The organism is Streptomyces caniferus (genome assembly GCF_009811555.1).
Classification (GTDB): domain Bacteria; phylum Actinomycetota; class Actinomycetes; order Streptomycetales; family Streptomycetaceae; genus Streptomyces; species Streptomyces caniferus.
This window is the reverse complement of record NZ_BLIN01000003.1, coordinates 1,509,538-1,526,528: the sequence shown is the minus strand read 5'-3', so window position 1 is coordinate 1,526,528 and position 16,991 is coordinate 1,509,538. Positions and strand designations below refer to the sequence as shown.

The 16,991-nt window shown below is 73.1% G+C and carries 16 protein-coding genes; 8 read left to right on the top strand and 8 right to left on the bottom strand.

The features are described 5' to 3' along the window. Positions 1–11: 11 nt before the first annotated feature. Entirely contained in the window at positions 12–776 is a 765-nt protein-coding gene (locus Scani_RS15270; protein ID WP_159475233.1) for an SIR2 family NAD-dependent protein deacylase, read from the bottom strand. A 314-nt stretch (positions 777–1,090) separates the two neighbouring features. Here Scani_RS15270 and Scani_RS15265 point away from each other — a divergent pair, with 314 nt between their 5' ends. The 7 genes from Scani_RS15265 to Scani_RS15235 all read left to right on the top strand — a co-directional run bounded on the left by Scani_RS15265 (position 1,091) and on the right by Scani_RS15235 (position 9,208). Next, positions 1,091–2,968 (top strand): gamma-glutamyltransferase family protein, encoded by a 1,878-nt coding sequence (locus Scani_RS15265; RefSeq protein WP_159475230.1) that lies wholly within the window; start codon positions 1,091–1,093, stop codon positions 2,966–2,968. Between the two features lie 121 nt (positions 2,969–3,089). Then, complete coding sequence (locus Scani_RS15260; RefSeq protein WP_159475227.1) at positions 3,090–4,016, top strand: inositol monophosphatase family protein; 927 nt, start codon at positions 3,090–3,092, stop codon at positions 4,014–4,016. Positions 4,017–4,056: 40 nt separating this feature from the next. Further along, the gene (locus Scani_RS15255) at positions 4,057–5,478 is read left to right on the top strand and encodes a phytoene desaturase family protein (protein ID WP_159475225.1); all 1,422 of its coding nucleotides are present in this window, start codon (positions 4,057–4,059) and stop codon (positions 5,476–5,478) included. A 91-nt stretch (positions 5,479–5,569) separates the two neighbouring features. Next, a complete protein-coding gene (locus Scani_RS15250) occupies positions 5,570–6,082 on the top strand; it encodes an O-acetyl-ADP-ribose deacetylase (RefSeq protein ID WP_159475222.1) in 513 nt (170 codons plus the stop codon). Further along, the gene (pip, locus tag Scani_RS15245) at positions 6,079–7,038 is read left to right on the top strand and encodes a prolyl aminopeptidase (RefSeq protein ID WP_159475219.1); all 960 of its coding nucleotides are present in this window, start codon (positions 6,079–6,081) and stop codon (positions 7,036–7,038) included. The genes Scani_RS15250 and pip overlap by 4 nt, the downstream gene beginning before the upstream one ends. Positions 7,039–7,179: 141 nt before the next feature. After that, positions 7,180–8,652, top strand: a complete 1,473-nt coding sequence (locus tag Scani_RS15240; RefSeq protein WP_159475216.1) for a DNA-3-methyladenine glycosylase 2 family protein — start codon at positions 7,180–7,182, stop codon at positions 8,650–8,652. 10 nt (positions 8,653–8,662) lie between these two features. Beyond that, positions 8,663–9,208, top strand: coding sequence for a methylated-DNA--[protein]-cysteine S-methyltransferase (locus tag Scani_RS15235; RefSeq protein ID WP_159475213.1), 546 nt, complete (start codon positions 8,663–8,665; stop codon positions 9,206–9,208). A 12-nt stretch (positions 9,209–9,220) separates the two neighbouring features. On the opposite strand, the gene Scani_RS15230 is transcribed toward Scani_RS15235, so the two are convergent. The 3 genes from Scani_RS15230 to Scani_RS15220 form a co-directional block, all read right to left on the bottom strand. Further along, positions 9,221–10,030, bottom strand: coding sequence for a DUF4037 domain-containing protein (locus tag Scani_RS15230; RefSeq protein ID WP_159475210.1), 810 nt, complete (start codon positions 10,028–10,030; stop codon positions 9,221–9,223). Positions 10,031–10,295: 265 nt separating this feature from the next. Beyond that, positions 10,296–11,519, bottom strand: a complete 1,224-nt coding sequence (locus tag Scani_RS15225; protein WP_159475207.1) for a GDSL-type esterase/lipase family protein — start codon at positions 11,517–11,519, stop codon at positions 10,296–10,298. A 126-nt stretch (positions 11,520–11,645) separates the two neighbouring features. Continuing rightward, positions 11,646–12,134 carry an NUDIX domain-containing protein gene (locus tag Scani_RS15220; RefSeq protein WP_371872350.1) on the bottom strand — a complete coding sequence of 163 codons (489 nt, stop codon included), beginning with the start codon at positions 12,132–12,134 and terminating at the stop codon, positions 11,646–11,648. Positions 12,135–12,347: 213 nt separating this feature from the next. Here Scani_RS15220 and Scani_RS15215 point away from each other — a divergent pair, with 213 nt between their 5' ends. Continuing rightward, positions 12,348–13,496: a glycerate kinase gene (locus Scani_RS15215; RefSeq protein ID WP_159476064.1), complete on the top strand. Its 1,149-nt coding sequence runs from the start codon at positions 12,348–12,350 to the stop codon at positions 13,494–13,496. Between the two features lie 97 nt (positions 13,497–13,593). Here Scani_RS15215 and pssA read toward each other — a convergent pair whose 3' ends face one another. From pssA to Scani_RS15195, 4 genes are all read right to left on the bottom strand, one after another. Then, positions 13,594–14,454, bottom strand: a complete 861-nt coding sequence (pssA, locus tag Scani_RS15210; protein WP_246295807.1) for a CDP-diacylglycerol--serine O-phosphatidyltransferase — start codon at positions 14,452–14,454, stop codon at positions 13,594–13,596. Next, a complete protein-coding gene (locus tag Scani_RS15205) occupies positions 14,441–15,088 on the bottom strand; it encodes a phosphatidylserine decarboxylase (protein WP_159475201.1) in 648 nt (215 codons plus the stop codon). The genes pssA and Scani_RS15205 overlap by 14 nt, the downstream gene beginning before the upstream one ends. Before the next feature lie 170 nt (positions 15,089–15,258). After that, on the bottom strand, positions 15,259–16,464 hold the full coding sequence (locus tag Scani_RS15200; RefSeq protein ID WP_042161274.1) for an acyl-CoA dehydrogenase family protein: 1,206 nt from the start codon (positions 16,462–16,464) through the stop codon (positions 15,259–15,261). A gap of 2 nt (positions 16,465–16,466) precedes the next feature. Continuing rightward, positions 16,467–16,991 carry a MaoC family dehydratase gene (locus Scani_RS15195; protein ID WP_159475199.1) on the bottom strand — a complete coding sequence of 175 codons (525 nt, stop codon included), beginning with the start codon at positions 16,989–16,991 and terminating at the stop codon, positions 16,467–16,469.

Genomic DNA, 16,991 nt, shown 5'->3' with positions numbered 1-16,991 from the left:
GCGCGCCCGCCTCACGCGCCCTCCGCCAGCCCCGCCAGCAGCCTGGGCAGCGCGCTGCCGATCGGTTCGCGGATCACCTCGTCGGCGAGCTCGTCGTACGGGGTGGGCTCGGCGTTGACGATGATCAGGCGCGCGCCGTGCTCCGCGGCCACCCCGGCGAGCGAGGCCGCCGGCTGTACCTGGAGCGTCGTCCCCACCGCGAGGAAGACCTCCGCCGCCTTCGCCACCCCCAGCGCCGTACCGAGCACCTCCGGGTCCAGCCGCTCCCCGAACATCACCGTCGCCGACTTCAGGATCCCGCCGCACACCAGACACGGCGGATCGGTCTCGCCCGCGGTCACCCGCGCCAGCGCCTCCCGCATCGACGACCGCGCATGGCACCGGGTGCAGGTCACCGCGCGTACGGTGCCGTGCAGTTCGAGCACCTTGCGCTCGGGCATCCCGGCGCGCTGGTGCAGCCCGTCCACGTTCTGTGTGATCACCCGTACCGGCGTCCCGGACCGCTCCATCCGGGCCACCGCCTCGTGCGCGGCATTCGGCTCGGCCCGGAACGCCGGGCTGTCCTGCCGCATCCGCCACGACCGCCGCCGGATCTCCGGATCGCCCATGTACGTGTCGTACGTGACGAGCTTCTCCGCCTCCGGGTCCCGCCGCCACAGCCCGTTCGGCCCGCGGTAGTCGGGGATCCCGGAGTCGGTGGAGATGCCCGCTCCGGTGAGGATCGCGACGAGCGGGCGGTGGGGAGGCTGCACGGGGGTCGGATCGGTACCGGTCATGGGGCGAGCGTACGGAGTGGCCCGGGGGAGGGCGAGGGGATTTGGGTGGAGGTGCGCCGGTGCCCGGCGGGCCGCCCGAGGCGTCCGGCCGAGCCGGGCGGGCTTCTTGCCCGATGGTTGTATGGGGCATACGGTCTGCCCGTCCCCGCGGGCCGTACGCCTCCGCGCGCGGAGCCCGGCCACCCGTCCGCCACGGCACCCGCACCGCATCTCCCGCCCCTCGCCCCCGGTTCCCCCGCTTCACGCGCTCCACCCGCCACAGCCGTTTCACCCGCGACACCCGCACCGCACCCCGTCCGGCAGAGGAGTCCCCCGTGTTCACCACCCGCCCGACCCTCCAAGGCACCTTCGGGATGGCCTCCACCACGCACTGGCTGGCGTCCCAGTCCGCGATGGCCGTCCTGGAGGACGGCGGCAACGCCTATGACGCGGCCGTGGCCGCCGGGTTCGTGCTGCATGTGGTGGAGCCGCATCTGAACGGTCCGGCGGGCGAGGTGCCGATCATCCTGGCGCCCGCCGACGGGCCCGTGCGGGTGCTGTGCGGGCAGGGCCCGGCGCCGGCCGGTGCGAGCGTGGCGCACTACACCGCGCTCGGCCTCGACCTGGTGCCCGGCACCGGGCCGCTGGCCGCCGCGGTCCCCGGTGCCTTCGACGCCTGGATGCTGCTGCTGCGCGACCACGGCACCAGGTCCCTCGCCGAGGTGCTGCGGTACGCCATCGGCTACGCCGAGCACGGCCACCCCGCCGTCGAACGCATCGGTGAGACCGTCGAGACGGTCCGCGCCCTCTTCGAGACGGAGTGGACCTCCTCCGCCGAGATCTACCTCCCGGGAGGCAGGTCCGTCGCTCCCGGCGGGCTGCTCAGGAACCGGCCGCTGGCCGCCACCTGGCGCCGGCTGCTCGCGGAGGCGGAGGCCGCCTCGCCGGGCCGCGAGGCGCAGATCGACGCCGCCCGCCGCATCTGGCGCGAAGGCTTCATCGGCGAGGCGCTCGCCGGCTTCGCGGCCCGCCCTGCCATGGACACCTCCGGTGAACGCCACGCGGGCACCCTCACCGGCGACGACCTGATGGCCTTCTCCGCCACGTACGAGGAACCCGTCACCCACGACTGGAACGGCTGGACCGTCGCCAAGGCGGGCGGCTGGTCCCAGGGCCCGGCCTTCCTTCAGCAACTCGCCCTGCTGCCCGACGAGTTGCCCGCGTACGGCAGCGCCGCCTACGTGCATCTGCTCATCGAGGGCTGCAAGCTGGCGATGGCCGACCGCGAGGCCTGGTACGGCGATGCGGACGAGGTGCCGCTCGCCACCCTGCTCGGCCCGGGCTACAACGCCGGGCGCCGCGCCCTGATCGGCGAGCGTGCCTCCTACGAGCTGCGGCCCGGCAGCCCGGACGGCCGTACCCCGCGACTGAGCAAGCACGCGAGGGCGGCAGCGACGGGGACGGGGGAGGGCGGCTTCGGGGCGAGGGGCGCCGCCGGCAGCGGGGCCGGGGAGCCGACCGTGGCGCGCGGTACGGGGGACGGTTCGGCGGGCCCGGACGGCAGTGTGCCGGCGGATGTCGCGCCCGAGATCGACCGGAACGGCGCCACCCGGGGCGACACCTGCCACATCGACGTCGTCGACCGCTGGGGGAACCTGGTCTCCGCCACCCCGTCCGGCGGCTGGCTGCAGTCCAACCCCGTCGTCCCGGCGCTCGGCTTCCCGCTCGGCACCCGGCTGCAGATGGCCTGGCTGGAGGAGGGCCTGCCCAATTCCCTCACCCCGGGACGCCGCCCCCGCACCACCCTCACCCCGTCCCTCGCACTGCGCGACGGGGTCCCCGTGATGGCCTTCGGCACGCCGGGCGGCGATCAGCAGGACCAGTGGCAGGTGCACTTCTTCCTGGCCGTGGCGCTGCGCGGCGCGGTCCGCGGCGGCCTCGACCTGCAGGGCGCCGTCGACGCCCCGAACTGGCACAACGACGCGTTCCCCGGCTCCTTCTTCCCGCGCGGGATGCGGCCGGGGAGCGTGACCGTGGAGTCGCGCATCGGCGACGGGGTCGTCGGCGAGCTGCGCCGGCGTGGGCATCACGTCACGGTGGGTGACGCCTGGTCCGAGGGGCGGCTCTGCGCGGTGGCGCGGGACCCGGAGACCGGCGTGCTGTCCGCCGCGGCGAATCCACGGGGGATGCAGGGATACGCGGTGGGGCGCTGAGGGGCCGGGCCCCGCCCCGGGGCAGGGGCCCGGCCCCCGCCTCTGCCCCGTGCGCTCGGCGGCATCCCGAGTTCACCTGGAGTCCAGCTGCCGTGTCAGTGGCTCATGGTTCGATGGACACATGATCGATGCACTTCGTACCCAAGATTCCGGAGATACCGCGATTACCCCGATTGCCACCGCACCGGCCGCCGCGACCGCCCCCGACGCCCCCGAGGCTCCGCTGTTCGACGTGTCGACGCTGGACCTGGCCGCCGTCGAGGTCGCCGTCCGCCGCGCCGCGGCCGACGAGATCATGCCGCGCTTCCGGCAGCTCGCCGCCGAGGACATCGTCGAGAAGAACGGTCCGCACGACCTCGTCACGGTCGCCGACCGACGCGCCGAGGAGCACCTCACCGCCGCGCTCACCGGCCTGCTGCCCGGCTCCCTGGTGGTCGGCGAGGAGGCGGTGCACGCCGACCCCCGCGTCCTCGACGCGCTGCACGGCGACGCCCCCGTCTGGATCGTCGACCCGGTCGACGGCACCCGCCAGTTCGTCCACGGCGACCCCGGCTTCGCCACGCTCGTCGCGCTCGCCCACCGCGGTGAGGTACTGGCCTCCTGGACCTACGCCCCCGCGCTCGGCCTGATGGCCGTCGCCCGCCGCGGCGCCGGCGCCCAGCTCAACGGCGTACCGCTGCGGGCCGGCAGCCCGTCGTCCGGCGCGGTCCTCGATGTCGCCACGTCCCACTACGACTTCACGACCGACGACCAGAAGCGGGTGCTCGCCGCCCTGGAGACCGGCGGTATCGCCCCGCGCCCCTGCGGCTCGGCGGGCCTGGAGTATCTGCACATCGCCCGCGGCGAGATCGACGCCACGGCCTTCAGCTGGGAAAACGCCTGGGACCACGCGGCCGGGCTGCTGCTGGTCCATGAGGCGGGCGGCGCGAGCGGCACGGTCGCCGGCGAGCCGTTCCGTATCGAGGGCGACAATGCGCTGCCCTTCACCGCCGCGCGGGACACCGCAACGGCGCGGCGTATCCTCGGACTGCTGGCAGCCGCCAACTGATCCTCACCGACGAGGGTCGGACTTGAGGGGAGTGGCGCAGGTGCCGAGGATGCTCGATGCCGTGGTGATCGGGGCGGGGCCCAACGGCCTGACGGCGGCGGTCGAACTCGCCCGCCGCGGCATGTCCGTGGAGGTCTTCGAAGCCCGCGACACCATCGGCGGCGGCGCCCGCACCGAGGAGCTGACGCTCCCCGGTTTCCGCCACGACCCCTGCTCGGCGGTGCACCCCACCGGCATCGGCTCGCCCGCCTTCCGCACCATGCCGCTGGACCGCTACGGCCTCGAATGGCTCCATGCCGACCTCCCCATGGCGCACCCCTTCCCGGACGGCACGGCCGCCGTGCTCGGCCACTCCGTCGGCGAGACCGCCATGTCCTTCGGACCGCGCGACGCCGGCACCTACCGCAGGCTCGTCGAGCCCTTCACCGGCAAGTGGGAGGCGATGGCCCATGACTTCCTGCGGACACAGTGGCTCGGCCTGCCGCAGGACCCGCTGACCTACGCCCGCTTCGGCCTGGTCGCGGCGCAGCCGGTCACCCTCCTCAACCGCCGCTTCCAGGACGAGAAGGCCCGCGCCCTGATGGCCGGGCTCGCGGCGCACGCCAACGCCCCGCTCGGCGGCTTCGGAACCTCCGGCATGGCCCTGATGTTCGCGCTCGCCGCACACGCCAAGGGCTGGCCGGTGGCGCGCGGCGGCTCCCAGGCCATCTCCGACGCGCTCGCCGGTCTGCTGCGCGCCCACGGTGGCGTGGTGCACACCGACTTCGAGGTCAAACGCCTGGACGACCTGCCGCCGGCCCGCGCCTATGTCTTCGACACCTCACCGACCGCGCTCGCCCGGATCGCGGGCCTGGGCAACGCCTACCGCGACGTGAAGTACGGCCCCAGCGTCTTCAAGGTCGACTACGCCCTGTCCGGCCCGGTGCCGTGGACGGCCGGGGAGGCCCGCCGCGCCGGCACCGTCCACATCGGCCCCACCAGCGGCGAGATCTCCGCCGCGCTGAACGCCGCCACCGAGGGCCGGGCGCCCTCCGTCCCCTTCCTGATCACCGCTCAGCCCAGCCTGATCGACGCCACCCGCGCCCCCGAGGGCAAGCACACCTTCTGGGCGTACGGCCATGTCCCCCATGGCTGGGAGGGCGACGCCACGGACGTCGTCGAGTGGCAGATCGAGCGCTTCGCCCCCGGCTTCCGCGACCTGGTCCTGGCCCGTGCGGTCGCGGGCCCGCCCCAACTCGCCGCCCGCAACGCCAATTACGTCGGCGGCGACACCGCCACCGGCTCCGCGGCCGGCCTGCGGCTCCTCATCCGCCCCAAGCTCGCCCGCGTCCCCTACGAGACCGCCCACCCCGCCGTCTTCCTCTGCTCCCAGGCCACCCCGCCCGGCCCCGGTGTCCACGGCATGTCAGGTCACTACGCCGCCAGGGCCGTCTGGCGCAGGCTGCGCGCCGCCCGCCGCTGACGGCGAGCGACCGCTCCGCCGCCGACCCCGGGGCCGACCAGCCGCCGAATCGAGTGGCCGCGCCGTACGACCCTCCGTAGGCTCGGACACCATGAGCCCCACCCTCACCCTCATCCAGGGCGACATCACCGAACAAGCCGTGGACGCCGTGGTCAACGCGGCCAACTCCTCGCTGCTGGGAGGCGGGGGAGTGGACGGCGCGATCCACCGGCGCGGCGGCCCGGAGATCCTCGCCGAGTGCCGCGCCCTGCGCGCCGGGCACTACGGCCGCGGTCTGCCCACCGGCCGGGCCGTCGCCACCACAGCGGGCCGGCTGCCGGCCCGCTGGGTCATCCACACCGTCGGCCCGGTCCACTCCGACAGCGAGGACCGCAGCGACCTGCTGGCCTCCTGCTACCGCGAATCGCTGCGGATCGCCGACGAACTGGGCGCCGGGACGCTCGCCTTCCCGGCCATCTCCACCGGCGTCTACCGCTGGCCCCTGGACGACGCCGCCCGCATCGCCGTCGAGACGGTCCGCGACGCCGAAACGGCCGTGGAAGAGGTGCGCTTCGTCCTCTTCGACGCGCCCGCGTACGAGGCGTTCGCCGAGCAGGTGCGATGAGGCAGCCGTACCCCCCGATCGATCCGCACGACACCGGCCTGCTGGACGTCGGCGACGGCAACCTCGTCCACTGGGAGGTCTGCGGCAATCCGGAAGGAAAGCCCGCACTGGTCGTCCACGGCGGGCCGGGGTCGGGATGCCGCACGGGCACCCGCCAATACTTCGACCCGGACCGCTATCGGGTGGTCCTCTTCGACCAGCGCGGCTGTGGACGCAGCACCCCGCACGCCAGTGACCCGGCCACCGAGATGCGGCACAACACCACCGGCCATCTGCTCGCCGACATGGAGCAGTTGCGGGAGCACCTGGGCATCGACCGCTGGCTGCTGTTCGGCGGATCGTGGGGCTCGACGCTGATCCTGGCGTATGCGGAGCGGCATCCGGAACGGGTGTCGGAGATCGTCATCCCCTGTGTCACCACGACCCGGCGTTCGGAGATCGACTGGCTCTACCGGGGCGTCGGCCGGTTCTTCCCGGAGGCCTGGGACCGCTTCCTCGCCGGCGCCCCGGGGGTGGGCCGGGACGGCGACGTCGTCGGGGCGTACGCACGCCTGATGGCGGACCCGGACCCCGCGGTGCGCGAGCGGGCCACCGCCGACTGGTGCGCCTGGGAGGACACGGTGCTCTCCCTGGAGCCGTACGGCGCCGCCCACCCCTACGGGGACCGGCCCTCGAAGGCCCGGATGGCCCTGGTCCGGATCTGCTCGCACTACTTCTCGCACGGCGCATGGCTGGAAGAGGGCGCCCTGCTGCGGGACGCCGGGCGGCTGGCGGGCATCCCGGGGGCGCTCGTCCAGGGCCGCCAGGACATGGGAGGACCGCCGCACACCGCCTGGGAGCTGGCCCGCGCCTGGCCCGACGCCCGTCTGACGATCATCCCCGACGCGGGGCACAAGGGGAGCGAGCGGATGCGGGACGAGGTGATCGGCGCGCTCGACCGGTTCGCCGGGAAGTGACCGCGCAGGGGCGGCCCGGGTGACCCGCGCCGCCCCCGGCACCCCGTACCGGTTCCGGTGACCCGCCCCCGCCCCTGGTGGCCCGACGTTGATGTCGGATTCTCGCCAGCCGGATGCCCTCGACTGAGCAATCCTGAGGTCATGCACACCGACACCGAGCGTTGTCTGCGCGCCGTGCAGTCCAAGGATGCCCGCTTCGACGGCTGGTTCTACACGGCCGTGCTCACCACGCGTATCTACTGCCGTCCCAGCTGCCCCGTGGTGCCGCCCAAGCCGGAGAACATGCGTTTCTACCCGAGCGCGGCCGCCGCCCAGCAGGCCGGGTTCCGGGCCTGCAAGCGGTGCCGCCCGGACGCCAGCCCGGGCTCCCCGGAGTGGAACGAGCGGGCCGACCTCGTCGCCCGCGCCATGCGGCTGATCGCCGATGGCATCGTCGACCGTGAGGGCGTCCCCGGACTCGCGGCCCGGCTCGGCTACAGCCCCCGGCAGATCGAGCGCCAGCTGCTGGCGGAGCTGGGGGCGGGGCCGCTCGCCCTGGCCCGTGCCCAGCGCGCCCAGACCGCGAGGCTCCTGGTGGAGACCACCGCGCTGCCGATGGCCGAGATCGCCTTCGCCGCCGGTTTCGCCAGCATCCGCAGCTTCAACGAGACGGTGCGGGAAGTCTTCGCGCTGTCCCCGACGGAGCTGCGGCAGCGCGCCAGGCCGGGGCCCCGTGCGGCGGTGCCCGGCTCGCTGGCGCTGCGGCTCCCCTTCCGGCAGCCGCTCAACCCCGACAACCTCTTCGGGCACCTCGCCGCCACCGCGGTCCCCGGGGTCGAGGAGTGGCGGGACGGCGCCTACCGCCGGACCCTGAGCCTCCCCTACGGGCACGGCATCGTCGCCCTCGCACCGCGCCCCGACCACATCGACTGCCGTCTCTCCCTCACCGATCTGCGCGACCTGGCCGGAGCCATCGCCCGCTGCCGCCGGATGCTCGACCTCGACGCGGACCCGGAGGCCGTCGACGGCCTGCTCCACGAGGACCCGCTGCTGGCACCCCTCGTCGACAAGGCACCGGGACGACGGGTCCCGCGTACGGTCGACGCCGAGGAATTCGCGGTCCGCGCCGTCCTGGGCCAGCAGGTGTCCACCGCGGCGGCCCGCACCCACGCCGGACGGCTGGTCCGGGCGCACGGCGAACGGGTCGACGATCCGGGCGGCGGCCTCAGCCACCTCTTCCCGTCCGCCGCCGCGCTCGCCGGGCTGGACCCGGAGTCGCTGGCGATGCCCCGCACCCGCCGGGCCACCCTCACCGGCGTGATCGCCGCACTCGGCTCGGGCGCGCTGCAACTGGGCGTCGGCAGCGACCGGGACGAGGCCCGCGACCGTCTCGCGGCACTGCCGGGCATCGGCCCCTGGACCGTCGAATGCATCGCCATGCGCGCCCTCGGCGACCCGGACGCCTTCACCCCGACCGACCTCGGGCTGCGCCGTGCGGCCGCCGGGCTCGGCCTGCCGCACACCCCGGCGGCCCTCACCCGGCACTCCGCGCTCTGGCGCCCCTGGCGCGCCTACGCCGTCCAGTACCTCTGGGCGACCGACGACCACCCCATCAACCACCTCCCGACGAACTGAGCCCACAGCCATGACCGTTCACGCACCCGCGCCCGACGCGCCCCGCACCCACACCGTCCTGGACGGCACCCCGGTGGGCCCGCTCACCCTGGTCGCCGCCGGCGAGTCCCTCACCGGCCTCTACATGACCGACCAGCGCCACCGCCCGCCCCAGGAGACCTTCGGCGATCCCGCGGGCCCCGGCGAGCCGCCGTTCGCCGCGGCCATCGCCCAGCTCCGGGCCTACTTCCGCGGTGAGTCGACCACCTTCGACCTGCCGCTCGCCCTGCGCGGCACGCCCTTCCAGCGCCGCGTCTGGGCGGCGCTGTGCACCATCCCGTACGGCGAGACCCTCACGTACGGGCAACTCGCCGCACGGCTCGGCGTCCCGACGGCGGCCCGCGCGGTCGGTCTGGCCAACGGGCGCAACCCGGTCGGCATCATCGTCCCCTGCCATCGCGTCGTCGGCGCCAACGGCAGCCTCACCGGCTACGGCGGCGGGCTCGACCGCAAGCGCCGGCTGCTCGCCTTCGAGCGGACGGAGGAGGCCCTGTTCCCGGCGGAGGAGTGCGGGTGACGGGCCCGCGCCTCAGCCCCCGACCACCTCACGCACCTCGTCGACCAGCTCCGTAGCCGTCTCCAGCGCATGCTTCAACTCCGCTTCCCCGCGCCCGATGCCGCCGAGCAGAGTGGTGGCACGGGCACCGAAGCCGCGCGGTGTCTCCGGCATCGCCGAGGCCGCCGCCAGCGCGCCCTTCTCGTTGAGACACCAGACGCGGTGATGGGCGTGCAGCGCCTGGACGAGGTCGCCGACGGCGCGGGACAGACACAGGGCCGCATGCAGCACGTCCAGCGCCTGGTACGACTTGCCCGCCATCGCCACCGAGAACCCCGCGTCCCAGACCGCGTTGCCGGTCAGCGCCTTGCGCAGGGCCTCGGGATAGGTACGGGTCTCCTGCCGGAGGCGGGCCAGCTCCCCGTCGGTGTCGGCGAGCACCCGGCCCAGCGCCGCCTCGCCCGGGTAGGCGGGGGACCAGAAGCCGTGCGGGTGCCCGGCCTGTACGCCGATCTCGAAGCGGCCCTCGCGGCACTCGTCCCACACCTGCCGCACCCGGTCGACGTCCCGCAGGATCCAGTCCACAGCGCTGCCGTCGGGCAGGACGAGCCAGGCCCCGCCGTTGACCCATGCGCCCCAGGCGCCCGGCCCGTACACCTCGACGGGGCCGCCCGTCACCTCCGCGGCCAGCTCCTCCAGGGCCGCCAGATCCGGCGCGCCCCGGTAGTAGACCCCGAGGTCCCAGTCGGAGTCCGGCCGATGGGTGCCCCGTGCCCGGCTTCCGCCGAGCATCACCCCGACAACTCCCGGTACCTGAGCGACTTTTGCGGCGATGGCGTCCATCCGGCCAGCCTAGGGGGTGTCGTTCGGATCATGGTGGATCAGGGAGCGGGGGGGGCGACGCGACTGGCCGGCGGTCCGACTGGACACGCTCTGCGGGCGGTTGACCCACCCCACGACCCACCGGTTGAGCCTCTTCGTCCCGACGGCTGCGCCCACCCCGCGGCCCGCCTCCGTCGCCCGGCCGCGGAGGTCCGGGCCGTCATCCCCCGCCTGACCGGCGCGGATCCGACCAGCTCGGCCTCCTCACCGCCGTCGGCCGGCTCGCTCAGGCCGGCCGGGCGGCGAAGGCACCCCCGGTGCCGAAGGCCAGCTCGGCGAAGCGTGCGCCGATGCGGCGGTGGGTGGCGGCGTCCGGGTGGAGCTGGTCGGGCAGCGGCAGCTCGGCGAAGTCCGCCTCGCCGTAGAGGCCGAGGCCGTCGAGGTAGTGCAGGTGGGGGTCGTCGGCCGCCCGCTGCTTCACGATGCGGGAGAGCTCCTCGCGGATGACACCCAGCGTCAGCTTCCCGGCGGCGCGCTCCGCAGGGTCCCCCGCGGCCCGGAACTGCAGTTTTCCCGCTCCGAGGTTGCTGAAGTCCGGGGCGCTGGGCCCGGGGGTGTCCTCGTGGATGGGGCAGTGGATCGGCGAGACGACCAGCAGCGGCGTGGTGGGGTGTCCCTCGCGGACGGTGTCGAGGAAGCCGTGGACAGCTGGGGTGAAGGCGCGCAGCCGCATCAGGTCGGTGTTGACCAGATTGATGCCGATCTTGACGCTGACCAGGTCGGCGGGGGTGTCGCGCAGAGCGCGGGCGGTGAACGGATCGAGCAGGGCGCTGCCGCCCAGACCGAGGTTGATCAGTTCCGCGTCGCCGAGGGAGGCGGCCAGGGCGGGCCAGGTCGTGGTGGGGCTCGCGGCGTCGGAGCCGTGGCTGATCGAACTGCCGTGGTGCAGCCACACCCTGCGGCCCCCCGGCGGCACGGCCTCGACGGGAGCGTCGGTGCGCAGGGCGACCAGCTGGGTGATCTCGTTGTGCGGCAGCCAGATCTCGACGTCCTTCACCCGGTCGGGCAGACCGGTGAACCGGACGGTGCCGACCGGGCCGGGCCGGGTTTCCGCGGTCCCGGTGGTCATGTCCACCATCAGGACGTTGCCGCCGGTCACCGAGGCCTGGCCGGCCAGACTGCCGTCGACGAGCAGGTCGTACACGCCGTCGGGGCGGGGCGGCGCCCCCTGGTAGGCCATCTTGGTCCGGAGCGTGTCCAGCTCGATGGCGGCGGCCCGGGTACGGAACACCAGCCGTACGCCGGAGGGCTGGGCCTCCGCCATGGCCAGCTGCCCGTCGGCACACTGGGCGCGGGCCCGGGCCGGCAGCCGGTGCGGCAGCACACCGTGCTCGGTGCGCTCCAGGTCGAGCGCGCCGCGCAGGAGGTCCGCGGTGACGGGGGTGGCGATCCAGTCGGTCGCCCGGGGCGCGGGGGAGGCGCCGGGGGCGGGGTCATGCGGTCGGTTCATGCCCTCAGCTTGTCAACCAAATACCTGATCCACACACCATTTTCCGGCCCGCTCCGACGCCCCGTCAGCCGTGCCCTTCCCGGCCCGTTCCGCCGCCCCGGGCCCTCCCGGCCGGCTCCGCGCCCGTCAGCCCCCGGCCGGTGGCACCCCGTCCTCCAGTTCCGCCGGTCCGCGGCCCTCCGCGAGGGCCTTCAGGGCGGCACCGAGGCGCAGCGCCATCTCCCGGTTCACCAGGGTCTGGGCCTCGTCCCAGTGCACCATGCGCCAGGACAGCAGCTCCGTCTCCTGGACGCGGATCGCGGACAACTGCGCGGCGTCCAGCACCCCGCCGTCGTAGAGGTACGACACCCGCGGCGGACGGTCCTTGCCGCGTACCCAGTCGACGGCGAGCAGCGGGCCCGGCTCGACGTCCAGGCCGATCTCCTCGGCGGTCTCGCGCCGGGCGGCCTGGCGGGGCGACTCGCCGCGGTCCGATTCGACCGTGCCGCCGGGCAGGATCCAGGTGTCGCGGTAATTGGGCTCCACGAGCAGAAGGCGGCCCTCCGCGTCGTGGAAGATCATCCCCGCGCCCGCGAGCACGCGGGGCAGGCCGGCGATGTAGGTGGCGTAGTCCATGGTGGTCACGGCGCGAGCCTAGACGGAACGGCTGCGCGGACGTGCCCGTCGCGCGGATCTTCGCGGCGCACCCCGGGGGCGCTCGGCAGCACCGCCGATCAGAGTGCCCTGTTCGCCGGGCCCCTCGCCGGATAAGGTCACAGCGGCGCGACTGCCCGTACGAAAGCAAGGGGAAACACGGTGGCGGACGCAGCAAGGACACCCACAGCACATGTGCTGATCGCCGCGGACAAATTCAAGGGCTCGCTGACGGCCGTCGAGGTCGCCGAGCACGTCACGGCCGGTCTCCGGCGCGTGGTCCCCGGTCTGGACGTCGCGGCCGTCCCGGTCGCGGACGGCGGCGACGGGACGGTCGCGGCGGCACTCGCGGCCGGCTTCACCCGCCACGAGGCACGGGTCACCGGCCCGACCGGTATGCCGGTGACGGCCACCTTCGCGCTGCGCGAGGGGGCACCCTCAGCAGTGGCCGGGGGAGGCACGGCGGTGGTGGAGATGGCGGAGGCCTCCGGGCTCCAGCACCTCCCGGCGGGCGTCTTCGCGCCCCTGACGGCGACCACCTACGGCACCGGCGAACTGCTGCTCGCGGCCCTCGACGCGGGCGCGACCTCGATCGTCTTCGGCGTCGGCGGCAGCGCCACGACCGACGGCGGCGCCGGCATGCTCGCGGCGCTGGGCGCCCGGTTCCTGGACGCGGACGGCGAGCCGGTCGCCCCCGGCGGCGGCCCGCTGCGCGATCTCGCCACGGCCGATCTGTCGGGGCTGGACCCCCGGCTCGCGAAGACCACGATCGTGCTCGCCAGCGACGTCGACAACCCGCTCACGGGCCCGAAGGGCGCCCCGGCGGTCTACGGCCCGCAGAAGGGCGCGACCGAGGAGGACGTGGCCACGCTCGACGCCGCACTGGCGCACTACGCCGAGGTGCTGGGGCACGCGGTGGGCCCTAGGGCCGCGGAAGGTGCCCTGGCGCCCGGCGCGGGCGCCGCGGGCGGGGTCGGCTACGGCGCGCTGGTCGGCCTGGGCGCGACGTTCCGGCCGGGCATCGACGTGATGCTCGACGTCCTGGGCTTCGCCCCGGCGCTGGCGAAGGCCACCTTCGTCATCACCGGTGAGGGCTCGCTCGACACCCAGACGCTGCACGGCAAGGCGCCGGCCGGGGTCGCCGCCGCGGCCCGGGCGGCGGGCCTGGACGTGGCCGCGGTCTGCGGCCGCCTCCAGCTGCCGCAGGAGGCGCTCGGCGCGGCCGGCATCCGGCGGGCCTACGCCCTGACGGACCTGGAGCCCGACCCGGCGCGCTGTATGGCCGAGGCCGGCCCGCTGCTGGAGCGGGCGGCGGAGCGGCTGGCGCGGGACTTCCTGGTCTGAGGCCCGGTGCGGCCCCCCGGCGGGCCGCACCCACCACAACGCCGCGGGCCCCGAGCGAAAGAATTCGCTCGGGGCCCGCGGCGTTGTTCGATGTCCGCTAGGGAAGCTGTGCGGCGCGGGACTCCGCCCGCGACTCGCGGCGGTTGTCGCGGAAGGTGTTGACCCTCCGGGCCGTCGCGAACAGCGGGATCATCGCGCCCATGACCACCTGCAAGGCGCAGCCGGTCTGCAGCAGCAGCTGGCCGCCGGGGGCGTCCAGCGCCCAGGCCGTGAGCATGCCCATGCTGAGCACGATCCAGCCGAGCATCGCCACCGCGAGACGGCCGCGGGGCTTGGGGTACTCGACCCGGCTCACCATCAGCCAGGCCACCCCGATGATCGCCAGCAGCGTCGGCACGAACGGCAGCTCCAGCAGCACGATGGCGACGACCGTCAGGGCGCCGAACGGGCCCGGCATGCCCTGGAACATGCCGTCGCGCATCGGGACGCAGGAGAACCGTGCGAGCCGGAGCACCACCGCCAGCAGCACCACGACGGCCGCGACCACGGACACCCGCTGGTTCGCGTCCTGGGCGACCATGCCCCAGGTCACGACGAAGTACGCGGGCGCCAGGCCGAAGCTGATCAGGTCGGAGAGGTTGTCGAGCTCGGCCCCCATCGCCGAGGCCCGCAGCTTGCGCGCCACCAACCCGTCGAAGAGGTCGAAGACCGACGCGAACAGCATCAGGATCACGGCCATCGCCGCGCTGTGCCGGGCCATCCCGCCGTCCTCGTTGCCCGTCAGGTGCGGGATGAGGACCCCGGTGGTCGTGAAGTACACGGCCATGAACCCGCAGATCGCGTTGCCGAGGGTGAGGGTGTCCGCTATTGACAGCCGCGTGGACAGCGGCATGTCGTCCTCGTGCTCGTCGGTCTCGGGCGCCCAGCCCGCCTGTGTCTCGGGATCAATCACGGTCAAGACGAGTCACCCCCGCGGTGGTGGCCTGGCCGACCTCGACCGCGGCCTCGACGCCCTCCGGGAGGTAGACGTCGACCCGCGAGCCGAACCGGATCAGCCCGATCCGTTCACCCTGCTCCACCTTGGTGCCCTGGGGCACGTAGGGGACGACACGGCGGGCCACCGCGCCGGCGATCTGCACCATCTCGATGTCGCCGAGCTCGGTGTCGAAGTGCCAGACCACCCGCTCGTTGTTCTCGCTCTCCTTGTTGAACGCCGGGACGAACCCGCCGGGGATGTGCTCCACGGACGTCACCGTGCCGGCCAGCGGCGCGCGGTTGACGTGGACGTTCAGCGGGCTCATGAAGATCGCGACGCGGGTGCGCCCGTCCTTCCACGGCATGATGCTCTGCACCACGCCGTCGGCCGGAGAGATGACCCGCCCCTGAGCGATCTCCCGCTCGGGGTCGCGGAAGAACCACAGCATGCCCGCCGCCAGTGCGGTGGTGGGCACGGCAACGGCGGCCCAGCGACCCGACCGGCGGGACCGGGCGAGGCTGACCGCTGCCGTGGCAACGGTCGGCAGGAGCCACGGCGACGCTCCGCGCGCGAGGCGGACGCGACCGCGTGGTGCAGAGGATTGGCTGTGGGGCATGGATGACCTTCGTAGCGGAGGATGCCGCGTATGGATACGGGGGACGGCGGCTTTCCATGGATGCTATCGGTTACGAGCGGCAACTGGCCAAGAGCCAGAGCCAATCCGTGGCCGAAGAACGATGACGGGGTGTGATCTTCGTCTAGGCCAAAGTGGCGCAAACGGGATGTTCACCCCTGGATCCGGTACTCCTCGAGTAGCCGTCGCCCAATGATCATTTTCTGGATCTCGGCGGTGCCTTCGCCGATCAGGAGCATCGGGGCCTCGCGGTAGAGCCGCTCGATCTCGTACTCCTTGGAGAAGCCGTAGCCACCGTGGATGCGGAAAGCGTCTTCCACTACCTCCTTGCAGTACTCGGAGGCCAGGTACTTCGCCATGCCCGCCTCGAGGTCGTTTCGCTGGCCCGAGTCCTTTTTGCGAGCGGCATTAACCATCATCGCATGCGCGGCTTCGACCTTTGTCGCCATTTCCGCCAATTTGAACTGGATGGCCTGGTGCTGCGCGATCGGCTTGCCGAAGGTGTGTCGCTGCTGTGCGTACGAAACGCCCAGCTCGAAGGCGCGCTGGGCGACACCGCAGCCGCGGGCCGCCACATTGACCCGGCCGACCTCGACGCCGTCCATCATGTGATAGAAGCCACGTCCGGTCTCGCCGCCGAGCACCCGATCGGCCGGGATCCGCAGCCCGTCCATGATCAGCTCGGTGGTGTCGACGCCCTTGTAGCCCATCTTGTCGATCTTGCCCGGAATGGTCAGGCCGGGCCGCACCTCGCCGAAGCCGGCTTCCTTCTCCACGAGGAAGGTCGTCATCGACTTGTGCGGAGCGGTGCCCTCCGGGTGGCCCTCGTCCGTACGGCACAGGACCGCGACGAGCGTGGACGAACCGCCGTTGGTGAGCCACATCTTCTGGCCGTTGAGGACGTAATCGTCACCGTCCCGCACGCCCTTGGAGGAAATGGCCGAAACATCGGACCCCAGCGCCGGCTCCGACATCGAGAAGGCGCCGCGGATCTCACCGGCCGCCATCTTCGGCAGGAAGTAGTCCTTCTGCTCCTGCGTGCCGTGCTGCTTGAGCATGTAGGCCACGATGAAGTGGGTGTTGATGATGCCCGAGACGCTCATCCAGCCGCGGGCGATCTCCTCGACCGTCAGCGCGTACGTGAGCAGGGACTCGCCCAGCCCGCCGTACTCCTCGGGGATCATCAGGCCGAACACGCCGAGTTCCTTCAGGCCCTCGACGATCTGCGACGGGTACTCGTCGCGGTGCTCCAGTTCCGTGGCGACCGGCAGGATCTCCTTGTCCACGAAGTCGCGGACGGTGGAGAGGATTTCCCGCTGGATGTCGGTCAGGCCCTCGGTCTGCGCGAGACGGGTCATGGCTACTTCTCCTTCTTGGCCGGAGGGGCCTGCAGCTCCGGGCGGCCGGGCTGCTCGCCGCCGCGCTCCTTGATGTAGGTGGCCGTGGGGACCATGACCTTGCGCCGGAAGACGCAGACCAGGGTGCCGTCCTGCTTGTAGCCCTTGGTCTCGACGTACACGATTCCGCGGTCCGTCTTGGAGCGGGAGGGCGTCTTGTCGAGCACGGTCGTCTCGCCGTAGATCGTGTCGCCGTGGAAGGTGGGCGCCACGTGCTTCAGTGACTCGATCTCCAGATTGGCGATGGCCTTTCCGGAGACGTCGGGCACCGACATGCCCAGCAGCAGCGAGTAGATGTAGTTCCCGACGACGACGTTCTTCCCGAAATCGGTGGTCCGCTCCGCGTAGTTGCTGTCCATGTGCAGCGGGTGATGGTTCATGGTGAGCAGGCAGAAGAGGTGGTCGTCGTATTCGGTGACGGTCTTCCCGGGCCAGTGCTTGTACACATCGCCGACGGTGAACTCTTCATAGGTACGGCCGAACTGCAT